This window comes from Streptomyces agglomeratus (assembly GCF_001746415.1).
Lineage (GTDB): Bacteria > Actinomycetota > Actinomycetes > Streptomycetales > Streptomycetaceae > Streptomyces > Streptomyces agglomeratus.
Genome location: NZ_MEHJ01000001.1, coordinates 1,390,070 through 1,409,938 on the forward strand (window position 1 = coordinate 1,390,070; position 19,869 = coordinate 1,409,938).

At 71.7% G+C, this 19,869-nt stretch carries 17 protein-coding genes and 1 riboswitch; of the genes, 6 read left to right on the forward strand and 11 right to left on the reverse strand.

Going from position 1 to position 19,869, the window contains the following annotated elements; translation table 11 throughout:
- The first annotated feature begins 2 nt into the window (after window positions 1–2).
- The 5 genes from AS594_RS05735 to AS594_RS05755 are packed head-to-tail and all read left to right on the forward strand — an operon-like array spanning window position 3 to window position 5,249.
- Complete coding sequence (locus AS594_RS05735; protein ID WP_069925982.1) at window positions 3–974, forward strand: STM4015 family protein; 972 nt, start codon at window positions 3–5, stop codon at window positions 972–974.
- Window positions 955–2,157: an STM4014 family protein gene (locus tag AS594_RS05740; protein WP_069933361.1), complete on the forward strand. Its 1,203-nt coding sequence runs from the start codon at window positions 955–957 to the stop codon at window positions 2,155–2,157. Before AS594_RS05735 ends, AS594_RS05740 begins: the two co-directional genes overlap by 20 nt.
- Before the next feature lies 1 nt (window position 2,158).
- Window positions 2,159–2,971 (forward strand): STM4013/SEN3800 family hydrolase, encoded by an 813-nt coding sequence (locus AS594_RS05745; protein ID WP_069925984.1) that lies wholly within the window; start codon window positions 2,159–2,161, stop codon window positions 2,969–2,971.
- A complete protein-coding gene (locus AS594_RS05750; protein WP_069925985.1) occupies window positions 2,968–4,332 on the forward strand; it encodes an STM4012 family radical SAM protein in 1,365 nt (454 codons plus the stop codon). Before AS594_RS05745 ends, AS594_RS05750 begins: the two co-directional genes overlap by 4 nt.
- Window positions 4,333–4,340: 8 nt before the next feature.
- Window positions 4,341–5,249, forward strand: coding sequence for an STM4011 family radical SAM protein (locus AS594_RS05755; RefSeq protein WP_069925986.1), 909 nt, complete (start codon window positions 4,341–4,343; stop codon window positions 5,247–5,249).
- Here the strand turns inward: AS594_RS05755 and AS594_RS05760 are convergent.
- The 3 genes from AS594_RS05760 to AS594_RS05770 all read right to left on the reverse strand — a co-directional run bounded on the left by AS594_RS05760 (window position 5,199) and on the right by AS594_RS05770 (window position 9,796).
- On the reverse strand, window positions 5,199–5,990 hold the full coding sequence (locus AS594_RS05760) for an SGNH/GDSL hydrolase family protein (protein ID WP_069925987.1): 792 nt from the start codon (window positions 5,988–5,990) through the stop codon (window positions 5,199–5,201). The two genes, AS594_RS05755 and AS594_RS05760, sit on opposite strands and share 51 nt — an antisense overlap.
- Before the next feature lie 260 nt (window positions 5,991–6,250).
- Complete coding sequence (locus tag AS594_RS05765; protein WP_069925988.1) at window positions 6,251–7,198, reverse strand: M23 family metallopeptidase; 948 nt, start codon at window positions 7,196–7,198, stop codon at window positions 6,251–6,253.
- A 2-nt stretch (window positions 7,199–7,200) separates the two neighbouring features.
- Window positions 7,201–7,372: riboswitch (cyclic di-AMP (ydaO/yuaA leader) on the reverse strand.
- Between the two features lie 327 nt (window positions 7,373–7,699).
- On the reverse strand, window positions 7,700–9,796 hold the full coding sequence (locus tag AS594_RS05770; RefSeq protein ID WP_069925989.1) for an alpha-galactosidase: 2,097 nt from the start codon (window positions 9,794–9,796) through the stop codon (window positions 7,700–7,702).
- Between the two features lie 162 nt (window positions 9,797–9,958).
- Here AS594_RS05770 and AS594_RS05775 point away from each other — a divergent pair, with 162 nt between their 5' ends.
- The gene (locus tag AS594_RS05775; RefSeq protein ID WP_069925990.1) at window positions 9,959–10,783 is read left to right on the forward strand and encodes a tyrosine-protein phosphatase; all 825 of its coding nucleotides are present in this window, start codon (window positions 9,959–9,961) and stop codon (window positions 10,781–10,783) included.
- 13 nt (window positions 10,784–10,796) lie between these two features.
- On the opposite strand, the gene AS594_RS44495 is transcribed toward AS594_RS05775, so the two are convergent.
- The 8 genes from AS594_RS44495 to hpnE form a co-directional block, all read right to left on the reverse strand.
- A complete protein-coding gene (locus tag AS594_RS44495; protein ID WP_167367987.1) occupies window positions 10,797–10,949 on the reverse strand; it encodes a DUF6126 family protein in 153 nt (50 codons plus the stop codon).
- 1 nt (window position 10,950) lies between these two features.
- On the reverse strand, window positions 10,951–11,553 hold the full coding sequence (locus AS594_RS05780; RefSeq protein WP_069933359.1) for a helix-turn-helix domain-containing protein: 603 nt from the start codon (window positions 11,551–11,553) through the stop codon (window positions 10,951–10,953).
- A gap of 82 nt (window positions 11,554–11,635) precedes the next feature.
- A complete protein-coding gene (locus tag AS594_RS05785; protein ID WP_069925992.1) occupies window positions 11,636–13,033 on the reverse strand; it encodes an aspartate aminotransferase family protein in 1,398 nt (465 codons plus the stop codon).
- A 319-nt stretch (window positions 13,034–13,352) separates the two neighbouring features.
- A complete protein-coding gene (gene hpnH / locus AS594_RS05790) occupies window positions 13,353–14,375 on the reverse strand; it encodes an adenosyl-hopene transferase HpnH (RefSeq protein ID WP_069925993.1) in 1,023 nt (340 codons plus the stop codon).
- A gap of 5 nt (window positions 14,376–14,380) precedes the next feature.
- On the reverse strand, window positions 14,381–15,052 hold the full coding sequence (locus AS594_RS05795; protein WP_069925994.1) for a phosphorylase family protein: 672 nt from the start codon (window positions 15,050–15,052) through the stop codon (window positions 14,381–14,383).
- The gene (gene shc / locus AS594_RS05800) at window positions 15,052–17,118 is read right to left on the reverse strand and encodes a squalene--hopene cyclase (RefSeq protein WP_069925995.1); all 2,067 of its coding nucleotides are present in this window, start codon (window positions 17,116–17,118) and stop codon (window positions 15,052–15,054) included. The genes AS594_RS05795 and shc overlap by 1 nt, the downstream gene beginning before the upstream one ends.
- 120 nt (window positions 17,119–17,238) lie before the next feature.
- Window positions 17,239–18,333, reverse strand: a complete 1,095-nt coding sequence (locus AS594_RS05805) for a polyprenyl synthetase family protein (RefSeq protein ID WP_176741062.1) — start codon at window positions 18,331–18,333, stop codon at window positions 17,239–17,241.
- Window positions 18,330–19,757: a hydroxysqualene dehydroxylase HpnE gene (gene hpnE / locus AS594_RS05810; RefSeq protein WP_079144774.1), complete on the reverse strand. Its 1,428-nt coding sequence runs from the start codon at window positions 19,755–19,757 to the stop codon at window positions 18,330–18,332. Before hpnE ends, AS594_RS05805 begins: the two co-directional genes overlap by 4 nt.
- Window positions 19,758–19,869 lie beyond the last annotated feature (112 nt).

The following is a 19,869-nucleotide window of genomic DNA, read 5'->3' on the forward strand; positions in this document are numbered from 1 at the left end:
CCATGACCGACATCGAGCACCCCGAGACCTTCCACGGCCTTCCCGTTCTCACCCTGCCCGAGCCCGGCGAGCAGCACGCCCCGCCGCTGCCGCCCGCGGACTCCGTCGCCTGGCGTCTGGACTGTCTGTGGAACGAGGACAATCCGTTCGCCGAACTGTGGCCGCGCTTCCTCGACTCCGTCGACTCCTCGCGGGTGCGCGCCCTGCTGATCGGCCCGTGGTGGCACGGTGAGTACGAGCATCTGGGGCCCGTCCTGGACCGGATCCTCGCGGACGCGGACCGCTTCCCCGCGCTGCGCGGCCTCTTCCTCGCCGACGTCATCAGCGAGGAGTGCGAGCTGTCCTGGCTGGAGATGACGGACGTGACACCGTGTCTGGAGGCTTTCCCCAGGCTGGAGGAGCTGGTCGTGCGCGGTTGCGGCGAGTCGCTCTCCGACACGGACACACTCTCCCTGCGGCCGGTTGCCCACGACGCGCTGAAGGTACTGCGCTTCGAATCGGGCGGCCTGCCCGGCTCCGTCGTCCGCGCCGTCGGCGCGTCCCGGCTGCCCGCCCTGGAACGCCTGGAGCTGTGGCTCGGTGTCACGCATTACGGCGGGGACGCGACGGTTGCCGACCTCGCGCCCCTGCTGTCCGGCGGCGCCCTGCCGCGCCTGCGTCAGCTGGGCGTGCAGAACAGTGAGATCCAGGACGAGATCGCGACAGCCGTCGCCGCGGCGCCGGTCGTGGCCCGGTTGGACACGCTGGCGCTGTCGATGGGCACGCTCACCGACGCCGGTGCCCACGCTCTGCTCGAAGGGCAGCCACTCACCCACCTCGGCGAACTGGACCTGCACCACCACTACATCACCGAACCGGTCCAGCAGCGCCTGCGCACGACACTCGAACCGCACGGCGTGCGCCTGCATCTCGACGAGCCCGACCACTGGGACCCCGAGTACGACGAAACCCGCTATGTCGCCGTCGACGAGTAGGCCGGGCAGCGCGGACGGCCCGGCTCCGCGCTTCGCGGTCGTCGGCAACCCGGCCAACCGCCGTGTCGCGCTGTTCCAGGACGCGGTGGCCGCCGCCGGGCTTCCCGCCGCGCGGGTCGTCCCCTGGCTCGACGTGCTCGGGGGCCGGGCCCCCGCGTTCCGGCCCGGAGAGACCGTACGGATCGACTCGCCCGGCGAGGACCCCGCGGTGGAGCGGCTCCTGCGGGGCGCCGGCGACGCCACCCGTGTGGAGGGCTCGGCGCTCTGGTACGAACGGTTCACCGCGGCCGTACGGGAAGTGGGCCGGGCGGCCGCCGACTGCGTCCTGCTCGACGACCCCGACGAGCTGGCGGTGCTGTTCGACAAGCGGCTGTGTCACGCCGTCCTGAACGGCGCGGGCGTTCCCGTGCCCGCTTCTCCCACCTCCGGACCGACGGCACCGGCCGTGCGCGGCTGGGCGGACGTACGGGAACTGCTGCGGGCGCACCGCATGCCGCGCGCCTTCGTCAAGCTCGCCCACGGCTCGTCGGCCTCCGGTGTACTGGCCGTCGAAACGGCGGGGCCCGGCCGCGTACGGGCCACCACGTCCGTGGAGCGCGACGCGCGGGGGCGGCTATACAACTCCTTGCGGGTGCGCAGCTGTACGACCGAGACCGAGGTCGCGTCGATCGTGGACGCGCTCGCACCGGACGGACTCCACGTCGAGCGCTGGCTGCCCAAGGCCGCACAGCGTGGCCGGGCCGCCGACCTCCGGGTGATCGTGGTCGGCGGCAGGGTGACGCACGCCGTCGTACGCACGAGCCGCTCCCCCATGACCAACCTCCATCTCGGCGGCACGCGCGGCGACCTCGACGAGGCCCGCGCCGCCATGGCAGCGGCGGGGGCCGGCTGGGCGGAGGCCGTGGACGTGTGCGAGCGGGCCGCCGCGTGCTTCCCCCGCACGCTCTGCGTGGGTGTCGATCTGCTGCCCGCCGTCGGCTGGCGCCGCTTCGCCGTCTGCGAGGTCAACGCCTTCGGCGATCTGCTGCCGCGTCTCACCGGTCTGCCGGGCAGCGGCGCCGAGGGCCTGGACACCTACGCGGCGCAGGTCGCCGCCGTACAGCGGTCGGTACAGCACCCGGTGCGGCAGCCCGTACGTCCCGCCGTACAGCGCACGACAAGGAACCACCATGCGATCACCTGACATGAACGAGATCGTCGGCAGCCACGATCTGCTGCTCGTCACCCTGGACACCCTGCGCCACGACGTAGCCGCCGAACTCGCCGCCGCGGGCCGGATTCCGAACCTGGTCCGGCATCTGCCCGGCGGCACATGGGAGAAGCGGCACGCGCCCGGCAGCTTCACCTATGCCTCGCACCAGGCGATCTTCGCGGGCTTCCTGCCCACGCCGGCCTCCCCCGGCCCGCACCCCCGGCTCTTCGCCGCGCGCTTCGCGGGCAGCGAGACCACCGCCGGGCACACGTACGTCTTCGACGCGCCCGACCTCGTCTCCGGCCTCGCGGACGCCGGTTACCGCACGGTGTGCGTCGGCGGCGTCGGCTTCTTCAACCGGCAGGGCCCACTCGGCTCGGTGCTGCCGGGGATGTTCCAGGAGAGCCACTGGGAGCCGCGGTTCGGCGTGGCCTCGCCCACGTCCTTCGAGGAGCAGGTCGCCCGGGCCGAGCAGGTCGTCGCCGGGCTCCCCGACGAGCAGCGGCTGTTCCTGTTCGTCAACGTCTCCGCCCTGCACCAGCCGAACTGGTTCCATCTGCCCGGCGCCACCCGCGAGGCCGGTGACTCCCGCGCCACCCACGCGGCCGCCCTGGAGTACGTCGACCGGCACATCGGCAGGCTGTTCGCCGCCGCGAGCAGCCGCCGTCCCTGTTTCGCCATCGTCTGCTCCGACCACGGAACGGCGTACGGCGACGACGGCTACACCGGCCACCGCCTCGGCCACAAGGCCGTCTGGACCGTGCCCTACGCCCATTTCACTCTCGACCGAGGGGCCACCCCATGAGCACCGCACCGCCCCGCCCCTACGGCAGTTACGTCTACGCCTACCCGCACAAGACGGCGTACCGCGAGCTGGAGGACCGGCCCGCCCTCCGCGAACTGTGGGCGGACGAGCCCAAGAACGCCCTGTCCCTCTACCTCCACATACCGTTCTGCGAGGTCCGCTGCGGCTTCTGCAACCTCTTCACCCGGATCGGCGCCCCGGACGAACTGACCGGCCGCTACCTCGACGCGCTCGACCGCCAGGCGACCGCCGTCCGCGACGCCCTCGACGCCGGACCCGCCGGAGCCGACGACGGCGGCAACGGCGACAGCGCGGTGCGCTTCTCCGCCGCGGCCTTCGGCGGCGGCACCCCCACCTTCCTCGACCCCGGCGAGCTGGAACGGCTCTGCGACATCGCGGAGAAGCGGATGGGCGCCGACCTCGGCGCGGTTCCCCTGTCCGTCGAGGCGTCCCCCGCCACGGCGACCAGCGACCGCCTCGCAGTCCTCGCCGGCCGCGGCACGACCCGCCTGAGCCTCGGTGTCCAGAGTTTCGTCGCCTCCGAGGCCCGCGCGGCCGTGCGCCCCCAGCGGCGCGCCGACGTCGAGGCGGCCCTGGCCGCCGTCCGCGAGGCCGGCATCCCCGTCCTCAACATCGACCTGATCTACGGCATCGAGGGCCAGAGCGCCCGCACCTGGCGTGCCTCGCTCGACGCGGCGCTCGCCTGGCGGCCCGAGGAGCTCTACCTCTATCCCCTGTACGTACGCCCCCTCACCGGCCTCGGCCGGCTCGGTACCGACGCCGACGTCGCCTGGGACACCCAGCGCCTGCGGCTGTACCGCCAGGGCCGTGACCACCTGCTCGCCCACGGCTACGAGCAGGTCTCGATGCGCATGTTCCGCCGCGCGGACGCGCCGAAACAGGCGGCCGACGACTACGCCTGCCAGACCGACGGCATGATCGGCCTGGGCTGCGGAGCCCGTTCGTACACCTCCTCGCTCCACTACTCCTTCGACTACGCCGTCGACATGCGCGAGGTACGCAAGATCATCGACGACTACACCGCGACGGAGGACTTCTCCCGTGCCGAGGTCGGCCGGTACGTCGACGCCGGTGAGGCCCGCCGCCGGCATCTGCTGCAGTCGCTCCTTCAGGCCGAAGGCATGCCCCTGGCCGGTTACGCCGACCGGTTCGGCACGGCGCCCACCGACGACTTCCCCGCCGAACTCGACCGCTTCGCCGCCCTCGGCTGGCTCGACGAGAGCGCACCCGAGGGCCTGCTGCGCCTGTCCCCGGAAGGACTCGCGCACTCCGACGCGCTGGGCCCCGAGCTGTTCTCCCCCGCCGTACGGGCCGCCATGGCCGCGTACGACCTGAAGTGAGCGCGGCCATGGACCCGGCACACCTGACGATCCTCTACCGCGGCCCGCTCGCCTCCTGCGATTACGACTGTCCGTACTGCCCGTTCGCCAAGCGGCGTGACAGCTCCGAGCAGTTGCGGGCCGACCGCGCCGCGCTGGAGCGCTTCACCGCGTGGGCCGCCGCGCAGACCGACGACCGGCTCTCGGTCCTCTTCACGCCGTGGGGCGAGGGCCTGGTCCGCTCCTGGTACCGCCGCGCCCTGACCGAGCTGTCCCGGCTGCCGCACATCCGGCGCGTCGCCATCCAGACGAACCTGAGCTGCCGCACCGACTGGCTCACCGAAGGCGGCCCGGACCTCGGCACGCTCGCGCTGTGGTGCACGTACCACCCGGGTCAGACGCCGTACGACCGCTTCCTCGCCAAGTGCCGCGAACTGACCGCCGGCGGCGTGCGTTTCAGCGTCGGTGTGGTCGGCTTCCCCGAGCACCTGGCCGAGGCGCGCAGACTGCGCGCGGCGCTCCCGGCCGAGGTCTACCTGTGGGCCAACGCGGCGGAGGGCCGCACTTACACGGACGAGGAAGCCGCCCACTGGACGGCCCTGGACCCCCTCTTCCCGTACAGCCGCCACCCGCACCGCTCCGCCGGTCTCCCCTGCCGGACCGGCGAGTCGGTGATCTCGGTGGACGGCGACGGCACGGTGCGCCGCTGCCACTTCGTCCGTGCCGAGCTCGGCAACCTCTACGACGGCTCGTACCGCCGGGCACTGCGCCCCCGCGCCTGCCCGCTCGCCGTCTGCGACTGCCACATCGGCTACGTCCACCTGGAGACGCTGCCGCTGTACGACGTGTTCGCGGGCGGCGTCCTGGAGCGCGTACCGGCCGCCGTCTCACAAGGGCAGCAGATCGGGCCGCTTCGCCTCGACGTGGTCACCCGATGACTCGCCGCGCAGTCGCCGCCCGATCCAGGGCACCAGGTGCTCCCGCGCCCACTGGATGTTGTCGCGGCGCGCCTCCAGTGAGTTGCGCGGGGCCATGGGCGGCCACGCCTGGTCCGGGTCGGCCGGTACGTCGAGGCCGAGCACCTGGGCGGCGCGCAGCGCGACGCGGGTGTGGCCCTCGGGCGAGAGGTGGAGCCGGTCGCCGTCCCACGCGCGCCTGTCCTGGACGGACTTGAGCGACCACAGGTCGAGCACCGGGCAGTCGTAGCGGTCGGCGACCGCCCGCACGTGCGCCGTGTACGTCGCGATCTTGCCGCGCAGATGACGCAGCACGGGAATGCCACGCGTGTCGAAGCCGGTGGTCACCATGACGGTGCCCACAGCGTCGGTGAGCTCCGCGACGGCCCGTTCGAAGCGCTCGGCGACGTCGTCGGGGTCGCTGCCCGGCCGGAGGATGTCGTTGCCTCCCGCGCAGAAGCTCACCAGGTCGGGAGCCAGTTCCTTCGCGCGCGGGACCTGCTCGGCCACGATCTGGTCGAGGAGCCGGCCGCGTACGGCGAGGTTGGCGTAGCGGAACGTGTGCTCGGGGACGCGGTCGTCGAGGAGTACGGCGAGCCGGTCGGCCCAGCCGATGAACGCACCGTCGGGTCCGGGGTCTCCGACGCCCTCGGTGAAGCTGTCGCCGATCGCCGCGTACGACCCGATGGTGCCCGCACTGAATGTTCTCGAATCGTCTGCCACGTCGGCACATCCTTCACTGGAGCGAGTGACCTACGCCACCGTAGGGACGGGTTGACGCGGCGTGAGATAAGACACCGGTCAAGATTCACCCAACCCGGAATAGACCGAAAACGCACGTACGCCCCCTTTTGCCGCCGCGTGTGGCTGCAAAAGAGGGCGTACGTGAGCGTTCAGGAACGCCCGGCCGACGCAGAAGGACGGATCAGACAGTGACGATCGACAGTGACTGATCGGACGGCGACTGGTCAGACAGTGGCTGATCAGATGGTGACGCCGTGGCCGCGGAGGTAGGCCAGCGGGTCGACGTCCGAGCCGTAGCCCGGGCCGGTGCGGATCTCGAAGTGCAGGTGCGGGCCGGTGGAGTTGCCCGTGCTGCCGGAGAGACCGATCTGCGTGCCGCCACCGACGCTCTGGCCGGCGGAGACGGCCAGCGAGGAGAGGTGGGCGTACTGCGAGTACCGGCCGTCGTTGTGCCTGATGACGACCTCGTTGCCGTACGAGCCGCCCCAGCCCGCGGAGACGACGGTGCCGGGGGCGACAGCCTTGACCGGGGTGCCGCTGGAAGCGGAGAAGTCGACGCCCGTGTGGTAACCGCTGGACCAGCTGCCGCCGGCGGCGCGGTACGGGGTGGTGACGCCCGCTGCGACCGGGGCGGTGAAGCCGGACCCGTTGCTCTGCGCGGCAGCGGCGGGAGCGGGGGCGGAGACCTGCTTCTCGACCTTCGGAGCGGCCTTCGGAGCAGCCTTGGGCGCGGCCTTCGCCGGGGCGGGCTTCGCGGGAGCCGCCTTGGCGGGGGCGGGCCTAGAAGGCGCCGCGGCCTCGCCGCCGATGGTCAGCTTCATGCCGGGCAGGATCAGCGAGGGGTTGCCGCCGACGACCTGACGGTTGTCCTCGTACAGCTCCTGCCAGCCGCCGCGCACGTCCTGCTCGTCGGCGATCTTCGACAGGTAGTCGCCGGAGACCACGGAGTACGTCCTGGTGGCGGTCTTCTTCTGCGGCGCCTTCTTCTGCGGAGCCGCCTTCTCGGCGACGTCGGAGGCGGCGCTCTTGCCGGCGGCGGCGGGAGCCGGGGCGGCCTTCTCCGCGGCGTTCGCGCCGGTGGCGGCGATGAGGGGAAGTGCGAGTACGGCTCCGCCCGTTCCGGCGGCGACGAAACCGCGCGTCAGCGGGTTGGACCTCGGGCGGCGGTGCTTACCCTTTGCGGGCATGGAACATTCCTCTCCGGCGCCTACGAGGTGAGCTGTCGGGTTCGGGCTGGAGATGCCCGGCCGCGCCGGTGCGCGACTTAACCCCAAGCCGGTCCGGACAATGGGACATCCGGAGACCGGCGTACTTACCTGGTTCCCCCGCTCCTGCCACGCGTGAGTGAGTGTGAGTGCGGATTCCGGGAGGTGGCAGGATTCGGCGGTCCACCCGGATTGACGGTGACCGTAAGCCGACGGGGCTGCCCCGTACAAGCCAGTCCATTCATTCCGCCATGGACCGGTGCGAATTCCTGAGGCAATTCCCGTCACCCTCCGTGGATTACGGATCTTTACGCCCCGGCCGTGAGCTGGCATTCGCACACGGCGCTTCACCACGCACTGTCACGAATATGATCCTGCTCACCCGCCTTCGGGCCATTTCCCTTGCACACAAGGGCAGTTAACGTGATATCGCCCGTTTCGCACCAACTGCCGCATACCTACCATCTTGCTGCCGTAAGGGGGTCAAATCCGCCGCAGCCGGAACACCGCCGCGTCGAGGTCCCCGCGCAGCGCGGTGCGCAGCCCCCGGTGGAGCAGGACCGAACCCCGGTGCACGGCGGACGTGTCGGGACAGGCGTACGCCGCACCCGGGTCCAGCCCGCGCAGGCGCAGCGGCGGCTGCTGTTCCCCGTAGTGCTGGGCCTGGAGCCAGGCGAGGACCACGACGTCGTCACCGCGCACGTACTGGACCGCGCTGAGTCCTCCGTCGGGTGCGCGCAGCCGGTACAGCTCGCCGTGCTGCACGACCGGCCTGATCTCCTTGTAGAGGTCCACCCACTCGCGCGCCTCGGCGATCTCGTCCTCCCCCCACCCGGTCAGATCGCCGCCGATGCCGAGCACGCCCGCCATCGCACTCACGAACCGGAAGCGCAGCGAGCTGACGCGTCCGTTGAGCTGCGAGTTGGGGCTGTCGGTGACCCACGCGGCCATCGCCCTGGCCGGGTGCAGCTGGCTGAATCCGTGCTGGATGGCCAGCCGGTCCAGCGGATCGGTGTTGTCCGAGGTCCACACCTGGTCGGTACGGGAGAGAATCCCGAGGTCGATCCTGCCTCCGCCGCCCGAGCAGGACTCGAAGGCCACGCCGGGATGCGCGGCCCGCAGCCGGTCGAGGAGCGCGTACAGAGCGTGCACGTGTTCGGTCCACAGCCGTTGCGGGTACGGTTCACCGGGCCAGCCCGCGTCGGTGAAGCAGCGGTTGAAGTCCCACTTCACGTAGTCGACCGGGGCGCTCGACAGCAGCCCGTCGAGCTGCTCCCAGAGGTATGCCTGGACGTCGTCCCGCGCGAGGTTGAGGACGAGCTGGTTGCGGAACTCCGTGCGGGTACGACCGGGATGGTGCTGCACCCAGTCGGGACGGGCTCGGTACAGATCGCTGTCGGCGTTGACCATCTCCGGTTCGACCCAGATCCCGAACCGCATGCCCAGCCCGTGCACTTCGTCCGCGAGCGGCTTCAGCCCTCCGGGGAAGCGGTCGGGATTCGGTGTCCAGTCGCCGAGCCCGGCGCGGTCGCTGACCCGCGCGCCGAACCACGCGTCGTCCACCACGAACAGCTCGACGCCGATGTCCGCGGCCCGTCGCGCCAGGGCGCGCTGCTGCTCCTCGGAGATGTCGAAGCCGGTCGCCTCCCAGGAGTTGTAGAGGACGGGCCGCGAGCGCCCGGCGTCGGGGATCACGTGGGCGAGCTGCCAGGCGTGCCAGGCGCGGCTCGCCCCGCCGAACCCGCCGTCGCTCCACAGCCCGGCGAAGACGGGCGTGGTGTACGTCCCGCCGGGAGCGAGCCGCAGCAGGCCCGAGTCGTCGTGTCCCGCCCCGCCGGTGATCTGCATCGTGCCGTCGGGCAGTTGCTGTACGGCGATGCGCCACGACCCGGACCAGCCGAGCGCGCAGCCGTACACCTCGCCGCTCTCCTCCGTGGCGCCCTCCGCGTCGAGGGCGACCCAGGGCAGGTGCTGGTGCCCGGTGTGGCCGCGCCGGCTGCCCAGGACCTTCTCGCCGGGAGCGAGGTCCGAGCGTACGAGCCGGGATTCGGCCGCCCACCGGCCGTGCAGCTGGCTCAGCCGCCACCGCTCGCGCCGGGGCAGCGTCCAGGCGGCCGCGTCGGCCCGCAGCAGCTCCAGGCCGAGAGCGCCGGCCGGCCCGTCGTGCGCGACGGTGGCCCACCGCTCGACGACGTCGGAGTCCGCGCGCATCCGGTAGTGCAGGGTGAGGCCGAGGTGGTGCACGGGGTCGGCGAAGCGCAGCCGCAGCTCGTCGCCGTCCGTGGCCGACCCGGTGTGCCGCCACTCGGTGCCGCGCACGGCGGGCGTACGGACGGACAGGGCGGGCCGTACGAAGCGGGGGCCACCCTCGACGGGGTACTCCTCGCGTCCGTCGAGCTGCGACTCGAAGGGCCAGTACGGCGGTGGGGGTTCGGCGGCGAGCGACTCGGCGTCGGCCAGGGAGATCCGTGGCCCCCAGTGCAGATGGACCAGCTCGTCGCGGTCGGTGAGGTGCAGCGCGTAGCTTCCGGCCGCCCCGGTGAGCAGCCACGTACGGCCGTTGCCGCCGGTCTCGATCATCAGGTCCCCCAGATCAGCACAGGTGCGATCATCTTGGTTCGTCCGGCTTCCCCGGTGCAATGACCGGCGTCGGCCGAGATGATTGCCCCGGGAACCCATGTCGTATCGTCGAATCGCGCCGAAGTCGGCGAGCAGCGCCGACGGCAGACTTCAGGAGCCCACGTGACACAGCAGCTGCCGCAGGTCCCGCCGACAGAGCCCGAGCCCGAGCCGGAGCTTGCCGCGGTGCGCAACTTCCGTGACGTGGGCGGCCTGCCGACGGTGGACGGGCGGCGGGTCCGGCACGGAGTGCTTTTCCGCAGCGGCCACCTGGCGCACGCCACGGCCGCCGACGCGGCGTTCCTCGGTTCGCTCGGCCTCCACACGATCTTCGACTTCCGCAATGAGGCGGACCAGAAGCTGGAGGGCCCGGACGTCGAACTGCCGGGGGTGCGCAACGTCAACCTGCCATTGACGGACCCGGCCGACGGCGCGGTGTTCTGGAAGATGGTCCGCGACGGGAACCTCGACGAGCTGCGCGAGATCCTCGCGGACGGCAAGGCCGCGGGCCGGATGTCGGCGACGTACCGGATGATCATCAAGGAGCGTACGGCCGAGCAGAGCCAGGTGCTGCACGCGCTCGCCGGCGAAGCCGTTCCCGCGCTGATGCACTGCGCGGCGGGCAAGGACCGCGCGGGCCTGTCCATAGCGGTGACCCTGCTGGCGGTCGGTGTCGAGCGCGAGGCCATCGAGGCCGACTACCTGAAGTCGAACGACCCGCACCGCCGCTACAAGGTGCACCGCAGCGACAGCTCGTCGACCGGGATGTCACCCGAGGTCATGGAGCTGCTCAGCCCGCTCTTCGAGGCGCGCGCGGAGTACCTGGCGGCCGCCTTCGAGACGATCGAGAAGACCTGGGGCACCACCGACCGCTACCTGACGGAAGGGCTGAACATCACTCCGGAGACCCGCGAGCGGCTGCGGACGCGCCTGCTCGACGAAGGCTGAGAGCAGCCCCCCGTCAGCGTTGGCCGCCGAGGGTGAAGAGCAGGTAGACGAAGGCCGCGAAGAGGTGGCCCGCGACGACGTAGACGAAGACGCGGACTGCAAGCCCCCGGGGGATCCTGTCCTCCACGAAGCGGCGGGCGGCGGCCTTCTCTTCCGGCTGCGGCATGTCAGGTCTCCTGGGGTAGGCACAGCCCGGCCGTGGCGCTCTGCATCAATGTGTGGACGAACAGCAGGTCGGCCCCGTCCGGGCCAGCGGCCGCGATGCGGTGCGGGGTCAGCGAGTCGTAATGCGCGCTGTCCCCGGCATCGAGCCGGTGGACGCTTTCGCCGAGTACGAGCCGCAGCCGTCCGGACAGGACGTACAGCCACTCCTCGCCGGGATGCACGCGCACCAGGTCGCCCTGCGCGCCGTACGGCACGTGCACCCGCAGCGCCTGCATGGCGCGTCCCGGCCCGCCGGCCCGGTGGTACGTCCAGCCGTCGGCCTCCCGTGCCTGCGCCTCGCCCGCGCGCAGTACGGCGTCCCGGTCCCCCGGGGTCTCGCCGAGGAGCGCGGAGACCGTCGTACCGTAGACCCGGGCCAGCGTGAGCAGCATCGGCAGCGACGGCTGGCGCTGTCCGGTCTCCAGACGCGACAGATGTGCGGGCGACAGCCCGGCGCGGCCAGCGGCCGCCTCCAGCGTCAGGCCGCTGTGCCGGCGCAGGTCGCGCAGGCGCGGGGCGACCGTGGGCAGTGCTCCCTCGGCCGGCTCTTCGAGGCGGGGTGTCATGCCTCCATTGGGCCAGAGGATTACCCGCGAGGCAAAAATTTTGCCTCAGAGGCAAAAGGCATCCTGGCCTCGGAGCCCGCCCCTAGCGGTTGCCGACCGCCTGCTTGATCAGGGCCTTGCCGAAGTCCCACATCAGACCGCCACCGCTGTGGGCGTCATCCATCACCTCGGTGAACGCCCCGACGAACCGGTCCACTTCCCGCTCCCCCACGGTCAGCGGCGGAATCAGTTTGATCACTTCCATGTGGTCGCCGGAGACCTGCGTGAGGATCCGGTGCTTCTGGAGCAGCGGTACGACGACCATCTGCGCGAAGAGTCCCTTGCGGGCGGCCTGGAGCACCGCCCAGCGGCTGCGCAGCTTCAGCGAGCCGGGCCGGCCGAACTCGATGCCGATCATGAGCCCTCGCCCGCGTACGTCGTGCAGCAGCTCGTAGCGGCCGATGAGGGCGGTCAGCCGCTCGCGCAGCAGGTCGCCCGAGCGCCGGGCGTTCGCGACGATCTCCTCGTCCTCCATCACGGCGAGGACCGCGAGTCCCGCCGCCATCGCCTGGGCATTTGAGCCGAAGCTGGCCGAGTGCACGAGCACCCGGTCCATCGACGAGTAGACGCGCTTGAAGATCCAGTCCTTGCCGAGGGTCGCGCCGACCGGGACGTAGCCGCCCGAGAGCGCCTTCGCGACGCACAGCAGGTCGGGCTCCACGCCCTCCTCGTGCTGGTAGGCGTAGAAGTCACCGGTCCTTCCCAGCCCCGTCTGCACCTCGTCGGCGATCAGCAGCGCCTTGTGGCGGCGCAGCAGTTCCTGGGCAGCGGGCAGGAACCCCGGCGGGGACGCGTGCACGCCCTTCCCCTGGATCGGCTCCACGACGAAGCCGGCCACGTCGCCCTTCTTGAGCTCCCGTTCCAGCGCGTCGAGGTCCCCGAGCGCGATGGCGGTGTCGGGCAGCAGCGGCGCGAACCCGTCACGGAAACCCGCCTCGCCGTTCACCGAGAGCGAACCCGTCGTCAGGCCGTGGAAGGCGTGAGCGCAGTACAGGATCCTCGGCCTGCCCGTCGCGCGGCGGGCGAACTTCAGCGCGGTCTCGACGGCCTCGGTGCCGCTGTTGCCGAAGAACACCCGGTCCAGGTGAGGGCTGTGCGTCAGCAGCTTCTCGGCGAGCAGCCCCGGGAGGGGCTGGCAGTCGAAGCGCGTCAGGTCGGCGAGCGAGGCGTCGAGTACGTCGTGGAGCGCCTTGCGTACGACGGGATGGTGCCGGCCGAGGCCCATCACGCCGAAGCCGGCGAGCATGTCGAGGTAGTCGTTGCCCTCCGCGTCGTAAAAATAGGCGCCCTCGGCCCGTTCGTAGACCTTGTCGAAGCCGATGGTGCGCAGCATCCGGGGCAACTGGTGGTTCAGGTGTCTGGCGTGCAGCTCGTAGCGCTCGGCCCCGCGTTCGGCGAGGAGCCGCGCCAGGTCGAACTCCTTCGGCACCACGTCCGTCATCGTGCGCTCTCCTTCGCGTGGTTCACCGGTCGGGCGGCCCGTTCTTCGCGGGCCGCGGGGCGAGGGCGGTCCGGGCCGCCGTCGACGCGGGCGTGGGCCCGGTGCCCGGCCGGCGCCTCGCCGGGCCTGCCGTGGGCGGGAATCTGCTCGCGGATTCCGCACCGTCCCGCGGCTCCGTACGGTCCGGGCGGAACGGGTGCGTCCGCGCCGGCCGCCGCCGGCCCCGGCCCGGACACGCCGTGCGCGGCCGCGCACCGCCGAGGCCCGGGCCGGCGGCCGGGGGAACCCTGTGCGACTGGCTCACCCACGCCGCATCAGGTCAGCCGTGGCTGCTCGACACCGTCTCGCGGACCGCGCGCAGGGACTCCTTGAGCGAGCCCATGGTCGCGAGGACGGCCGTCGGCTCGTAGCCGCAGTGCGCCATGCAGTTGGCGCACCTCGGGTCCTTGCCCCGCCCGTACTTGCTCCAGTCGGTCTCCTCGATGAGTTCCCGGTACGTCGGTACGTACCCGTCGCTCATCAGGTAGCAGGGCCGCTGCCACCCGAAGAGGGAGTAGTTCGGGATCGCCCACGCCGTGCACGGGAAGTCCGTCTTGCCCTCCAGGAAGTCCAGGAAGAGCGGCGAGTGGTTCAGCCGCCACCGCCGCCGGTTGCCGCCCGAGAACGCCTTCTTGAACAGCTCCCGCGTCTGCTCGACACCCAGGAAGTGCTCCTGGTCGGGGGCCTTCTCGTACGCGTAGGCGGGCGAGATCATCATCTCGTCCACCTCCAGGTCGTCATTGAGGTAGTTGAGCACCTCGATGATCGTCTGAGGGGTGTCGGTGTTGAAGAAGGTGGAGTTGGTGGTGACCCGGAAGCCGCGCTTCTTGGCCTCCTTGATCGCCTCCACGGCTTCGTCGAACACCCCTTCCTTCGCCACCGATTCGTCGTGCCGCTCGCGCAGCCCGTCGATGTGCACGGCGAAGGCGAAGTACGGCGACGGGGTGAACTTCTCGATCTTCTTGCGCAGCAGCATGGCGTTGGTGCAGAGGAACACGTACTTCTTCTTCGCCACCAGCTGCCGCACGATCTCGTCGATCTGCGGATGCATCAGCGGCTCGCCGCCGGCGATGGAGACCATGGGAGCGCCGGATTCCATGACCGCGCCCACGGCCTGCGCCACGGGCATGCGCTGCTTCAGGACCCCGGCGGGGTGCTGGATCTTGCCGCAGCCCTCGCATGCGAGGTTGCAGGCGTAGAGAGGTTCAAGCTCGACGATGAGCGGGAACTTCTCACGCCTGCGGAGCTTTTGTTCAACGAGGTACGTCCCGACCCTGATGGTCTGACGGAGCGGCATGGCCATCTAGCTCACCTCCTGGGGAGCAGCAAAGAACGGTGCCATTCAAAAAAGGCAGGCATCACTGCGCGGAGAACACGAAAAGCCGATATTCCACCGCGAAGCGTCCCAATGCGTACGAGCTCGTGCTCCGGGGCGTCCACGATCACCCGAACGGCCGCAACCGGACACGATCCCGCGCGCCGCGCGCTCCACAGCGTCGCGGCGGATTCCATGTCCACCGCGATGGCACCCGTGGCCCGCAGGCCGGCTCGCTCGTGGCCGCGTACGACATGGTCGGAGCCGGTTAGCGGGCCCGTATGGACGGTGCGTCCGGGCACCGCCCTCGACAGCGCCTCGGCCAGCAGCTCCACGCCCGTGCACACCGTGCTGCCGCCGGGGCCGCGCGTCTCATCGGCGACGACCAGGTCCCCGGGGTGCATCCCGGGTGCGAGCCCGGCGCAGAAACCGGACGCGATGACGGCGGCGCCCCCGGCCGGGCCGCCGGCCCGGAGCGCTCGGGTGACGGCGGCCTCGGCCGCCATGGGCCCCATGCCCGTACGCAGTACGGTCACGGGCCCCGGCGCCTCCTTACGGTGACCGCGGCGCAGGGCGAAGCGCTCGATGCCGAGCGCGCAGGCGATCAGCAGCGGCCCTGGCGGCGGAGGCTCCGGGGTCCGGCCCGTCGGGTCCGTCAGGCCCATCAGGTCCCTTCCCGGACGTCCAGGCCGGGGTAGGTGGGCTCCCCGTGGACGTACCGCCCGAGAGCGGTGAGCGGGAAGACCTGACGGTAGAGGTGGTAGTTGATGGAGAAGTCCCAGGGGAATCCGGTGCCCGTGAAGTACGGCTCGTCCCAGGAGCCGTCCTCCCGCTGGGTGGCGGCGAGCCAGGAGACGCCGCGCTCGACCGACCTGGCGTCCTGCTCCCCCGCCGCGAGCAGGGCGAGCAGGGCCCAGGCGGTCTGCGAGGCGGTCGAGGCACCGCGCCCCGCCCAGCCCCGCTCACGGTAGGAACGCAGGTCCTCGCCCCAGCCGCCGTCGTCGTTCTGGACCGTCTCCAGCCAGGTGACGGCGCGGCGGACGGCGGGATGGTCCGTGGGCAGCCCGGCGGCGGTCAGGGCCGGGACGACCGCTCCCGTGCCATAGACGTAGTTGACGCCCCATCGCCCGAACCAGGCACCGCTCGGTTCCTGTTCGGCCAGCAGCCACTCGACGCCACGCCGGGTGCGGGGGTCGTCGGCCATGCCCTCGACGGCCAGCATCTCCACCACATGCGCGGTGACGTCGGCGGACGGCGGGTCGATGACCTCCCCGAAGTCACAGAAGGGCAACCGGTTGGGGAAGGGGCTGGTGTTGTCGGCGTCGAACGCGGCCCACGCCCCGTTCCTGGACCGCATGCCGAGGCTCCAGCGGACGGCGCGGTCGACCGTGGCCCTTATACGCGCGCGGTCCGGGTGCGCGACACGCCGCAGCGCCAGGACGACCTCGGCGGTGTCGTCGATGTCCGGATAGTTGTCGTTGTGGAATTCGAACGCCCAGCCGCCCGGCTCCAGACCGGGGCGGCGAACCGCCCAGTCCCCGGACCGTACGATCTGCTCGCTCATCATCCAGTCGGCGGCCTTGACGAGGGCCGGGTCGTCGGGCCCGACCCCCGCGTCGGCGAGCGCGATGGTGGCGAGGCAGGTGTCCCAGACCGGTGACTGGCACGCCTCGATCATGCGGGCGCCGTCCTCGCGCCACACCGTGAACCGGTCGAGCGACTCCAGACCCGCGCGCATGACCGGGTGGTCCAGGTCGTACCCGAGCAGATGGAGCGCGATCAGGGAGTACACGGCGGGCGGCTGGATTCCGCCCCAGCAGCCGTCGTTCTCCTGCCGCTCGACGATCCAGCGCGCCGCGCTCTTCATCGCCGCGCCGCGCAGCCTGGCGGGCGCGACCTTGCGGTACACGTGCAGGGCCTTGTCGAGCCGCTGGAAGACACCCTCCCAACTGGTGGGCGGGGCAAGCCGCTTCCGCGGGACGCGCAGCCGCGGATTGGTGTGCAGCTCGTCGAGGGCGAACGGCGCGGGACGCACCGGCCGCTTCGCCGAGACGATGCTCAGCGGCACGATGGTCTGGCGCGCCCAGCAGCCGAAGGCATAGATGTTGAGCGGCAGCCAGGAGGGAAGGAAGATCATCTCCGGCGGCATCTCGGGCAGATCGTCCCACTTCCACCAGCCGAACAGCGCCAGCCAGATCCGGGTGAAGACACGGCTCGCGCCGATGCCGCCGCGCGCCCTGATCCAGGCCGCGGCGCGCTCCATGTGCGGATCGTCCGGCAGGTCCCCCGCGAGCCGCAGGGCGACGTACGCCTCGATGGTGGTGGAGAGCTCGCCGGGACCGCCGTGGAAGGTGGCCCAGGTGCCGTCGTCCCGCTGCTCGCCGCGGATATGGAGCGCGGCGGCCAGGACGGTCTTCTCCTCCTGGATGCCGAGGAACTGGCGGAGCAGCAGGTCCTCGGCATCCATGGTCACATTGGTTTCGAGGTCGCCTTTCCACCAGCCCTGGTCGTCCTGCTGGGCGAGCAGGTGCTCGACCGCGCGGTCCGTGGCCCGCCGCGCGGCGGCCAGGACATCGGGGGCGTCGGTGACGCCGGGGGTGGCGGCGAGCCCGGGACTGTCGATGACGTCCGGGGCCCGGGTGTTGTCGGTGTGATGGTGGTCGGCGCATTCGCTGGCCGCGGCTGCGCGGGGCTTCATGGCCCCGGGGCTGCCGTCGGTCGTCGCTGTCATGGTTTCCCCTTCGTGGCAGTTGGTCATCTGCTGTGCTGGGGTCTGACGTCGTCCGGTGCGGGGTTTACCGCATCCCGCGCACCGGACGGCGACTTGCGAGTCATATGAGGCGGATGCTGATCATCTCTTTCGTACGACGACGAAGTCCGCGAGCGCGGTGAGCTGCGCACGGACGTGCTGGGGCATGTCGACGCGGTCCAGCGCCTCGATGGCGACGGCGTGCTGTCTGCGGGCTTCCTGCGCCGTCCAGTCGCGGCCGCCCGCTTCCTCGATCAGAGCCGCCCTGGTGGCGAACTCCTTCTCGGAGAAGCTCGCGAAGTCGTTGCTCTTGGCGTCGGCGGAGAGCAGCTCGCCGAGCCGCTCCGACGCCGGGCCGCCGGCCGCCAGCGCGGCGACGACGGGCAGGGACTTCTTGCGCTGGCGCAGGTCGCTCCAGGTCTGCTTGCCCGTGGCGTCCGGGTCGCCCCAGATGCCGAGCAGGTCGTCGACGGCCTGGAAGGCGAGACCGAGGTGGTAGCCGTACGCCTCCAGCGTGTCGGCCGTACGGTCGTCCGCCCCGCCGAGCACCGCGCCGATGGACACAGCGCAGGCCAGCAGCGCGCCCGTCTTGTTGCCCTCCATCTCCAGGCACTCCTCGACGGTGACCCGCTCGCGGTGCTCGAAGGAGATGTCCTGCGCCTGGCCGTCGATGAGCTTGCGGGTCGCGGTGGTGAGCCGGCGCGTGGCGCGCCCCGCCTCGACGGTGCCGATCTCCAGCAGCAGTTCGTTGGCGAGCGCGAAGAGCGCGTCACCGACGAGGATCGCCTGCGCGGGCCCGTGCACCTTCCACACGGTGTCGCGGTGCCTGCGCTGCTCGTCGCCGTCCATCAGGTCGTCGTGGAGCAGCGAGAAGTTGTGTACGAGTTCGACGGCCACAGCGCCGGGTACGCCGACTTCGGGCGCCGCGCCCGCCGCCTCCGCCGACAGCAGCGCGAGCGCCGGACGTACGGCCTTGCCGCCGTCGCCGTCGGCCGGCCGTCCCTGGGCGTCGATCCACCCGAAGTGGTACGCCGCGACGGTGTCCATGGGCGGCGCGAGCCGGTCCACGGCGGCCTTCAGCACCGGGGTGGACAGGGTGCGGCCGCGCTCCAGAAGGGCGGCGATGTCCACCGTGGTGTCGTCGGCCGTGTTCGCCGGGGTCACAGGCTCTCCTCTTGTTTCCATGCCAGTGCTCATACCGCCTCCTGCAACGGATGTTCGTGTGCGCGGCCGAGTTCGGAGAGTGCCGCGCCGGCGGCGGTGATGCCGCTGCGTACGGCGCTCTCCATGGTCGCGGGCCATCCGGTGGCGGTCCACGCGCCGGCCAGGTACAGACCGGGCGCGTGCGTACGGGCGCCGGGGCGCAGCCGTCCGACGCCGGGGGTGGGGGCGAACGTCGCTGTCCGCTCCCGGGTGACGAAGAAGTCGCGTACGCCCGCGCCGCGCGCGGCGGGCAGCAGCCGCTCCAGCTCGGGCAGATAACGCTCCCGCAGTTCGGACACGGGCGTGTCGATCTCGTCCTGGGCCGCCGACTGCGAGACGGCGAGGTACTGCCCGCCGCCCTTGAGCCCGGAGGACTCCGTACGGTCGAAGACCCACTGGACGGGGCTGCCGAGCGCGGCGAAGAAGGGCCGGCGCAGCACCTTGCGGTCGTACACGACATGGACGTTGAGGATCGGCGCGGTACCGATGTCCAGCAGCCGGCCGGGGTCGTCGATGACGCCTTCGGGCAGCAGCGCGTGCGTCTCGTTCTGCGGTACGGCGAGCACGACGCTGTCGGCCTCGATCAGCTCCCCCGCCGTCCGGACCTCCCAGCCCCCGCCGGCCGCGCGGCTGAGCGAGGTGACCCGGGTGCGCAGTGCCGTCCGTACGCCCGCCGCGTCCAGCGCCTTGCGGGCGAGCGTGTCGTGCAGGTCGCCGAGCGGTACGTGGGCCCAGCCGATGTCGGCCGCACCGGGCTCGGAGAGCAGGCCGGTCTTGAAGACCATCGCGGCGAGGCCGAGGGAGGCGTCGGGCGCGGTGGCGTTGAGCGTCGCGACGCCGACGAGGTCCCACAGCGCCTCGATGGTGCGCGGGGACTGCCCGTGACGGCCGAGCCAGGTGGCGAAGTCGACCCCGTCGAGGGCGGGGTCGGCCGGGTCGAGCTTCTTGAGCGCCAGCGCCGCGCGCCCGACGCTCGCACGTTCGGCGAGGGAGAGGTGCGGATACGTCGCCAGACTCGCGGCCAGGTGCAGCGGTACGGGCAGTGCCGTGCGCCGCAGCCGTCCGAGCCGGGGCCCCGCCCTCCGTCCCACGTCGAGCACGGGTACGTCGAGACGGCTCTGCAACGGTGCCAGCGCCGCGCCCTCCACACGGTCGAGGAACCAGCGGTAGGCGGTGCAGCAGCGCAGGTAGACGTGCTGGCCGTTGTCGACGGTGAGGTCGCCGCGCCGGAAGGAGAACGCGAGGCCGCCGAGGCGCGGGCGGCCTTCGAGTAGCGTCACGCGCGTTCCGGCGTCGGCCAGCCGGAGCGCGGCGGTGACACCGGCCAGTCCGCCGCCGACGACGACCGCGTGCCCCGCCGGGTGGGCCTGCTTCCGCCCGGCCGGGGACAGCCTGCCGCCCGTGGTGCCGTGTGTCATGCGCTCTCCCCCCGGGTTCCGCCGACGGTGTACGGACGGCGGGCCCCTGCCGTCAGGGACGCGCCGGCCCGACGGGGGGTTGCGTCGCCTGCCTCGCGGGCGTTCGTCCTGC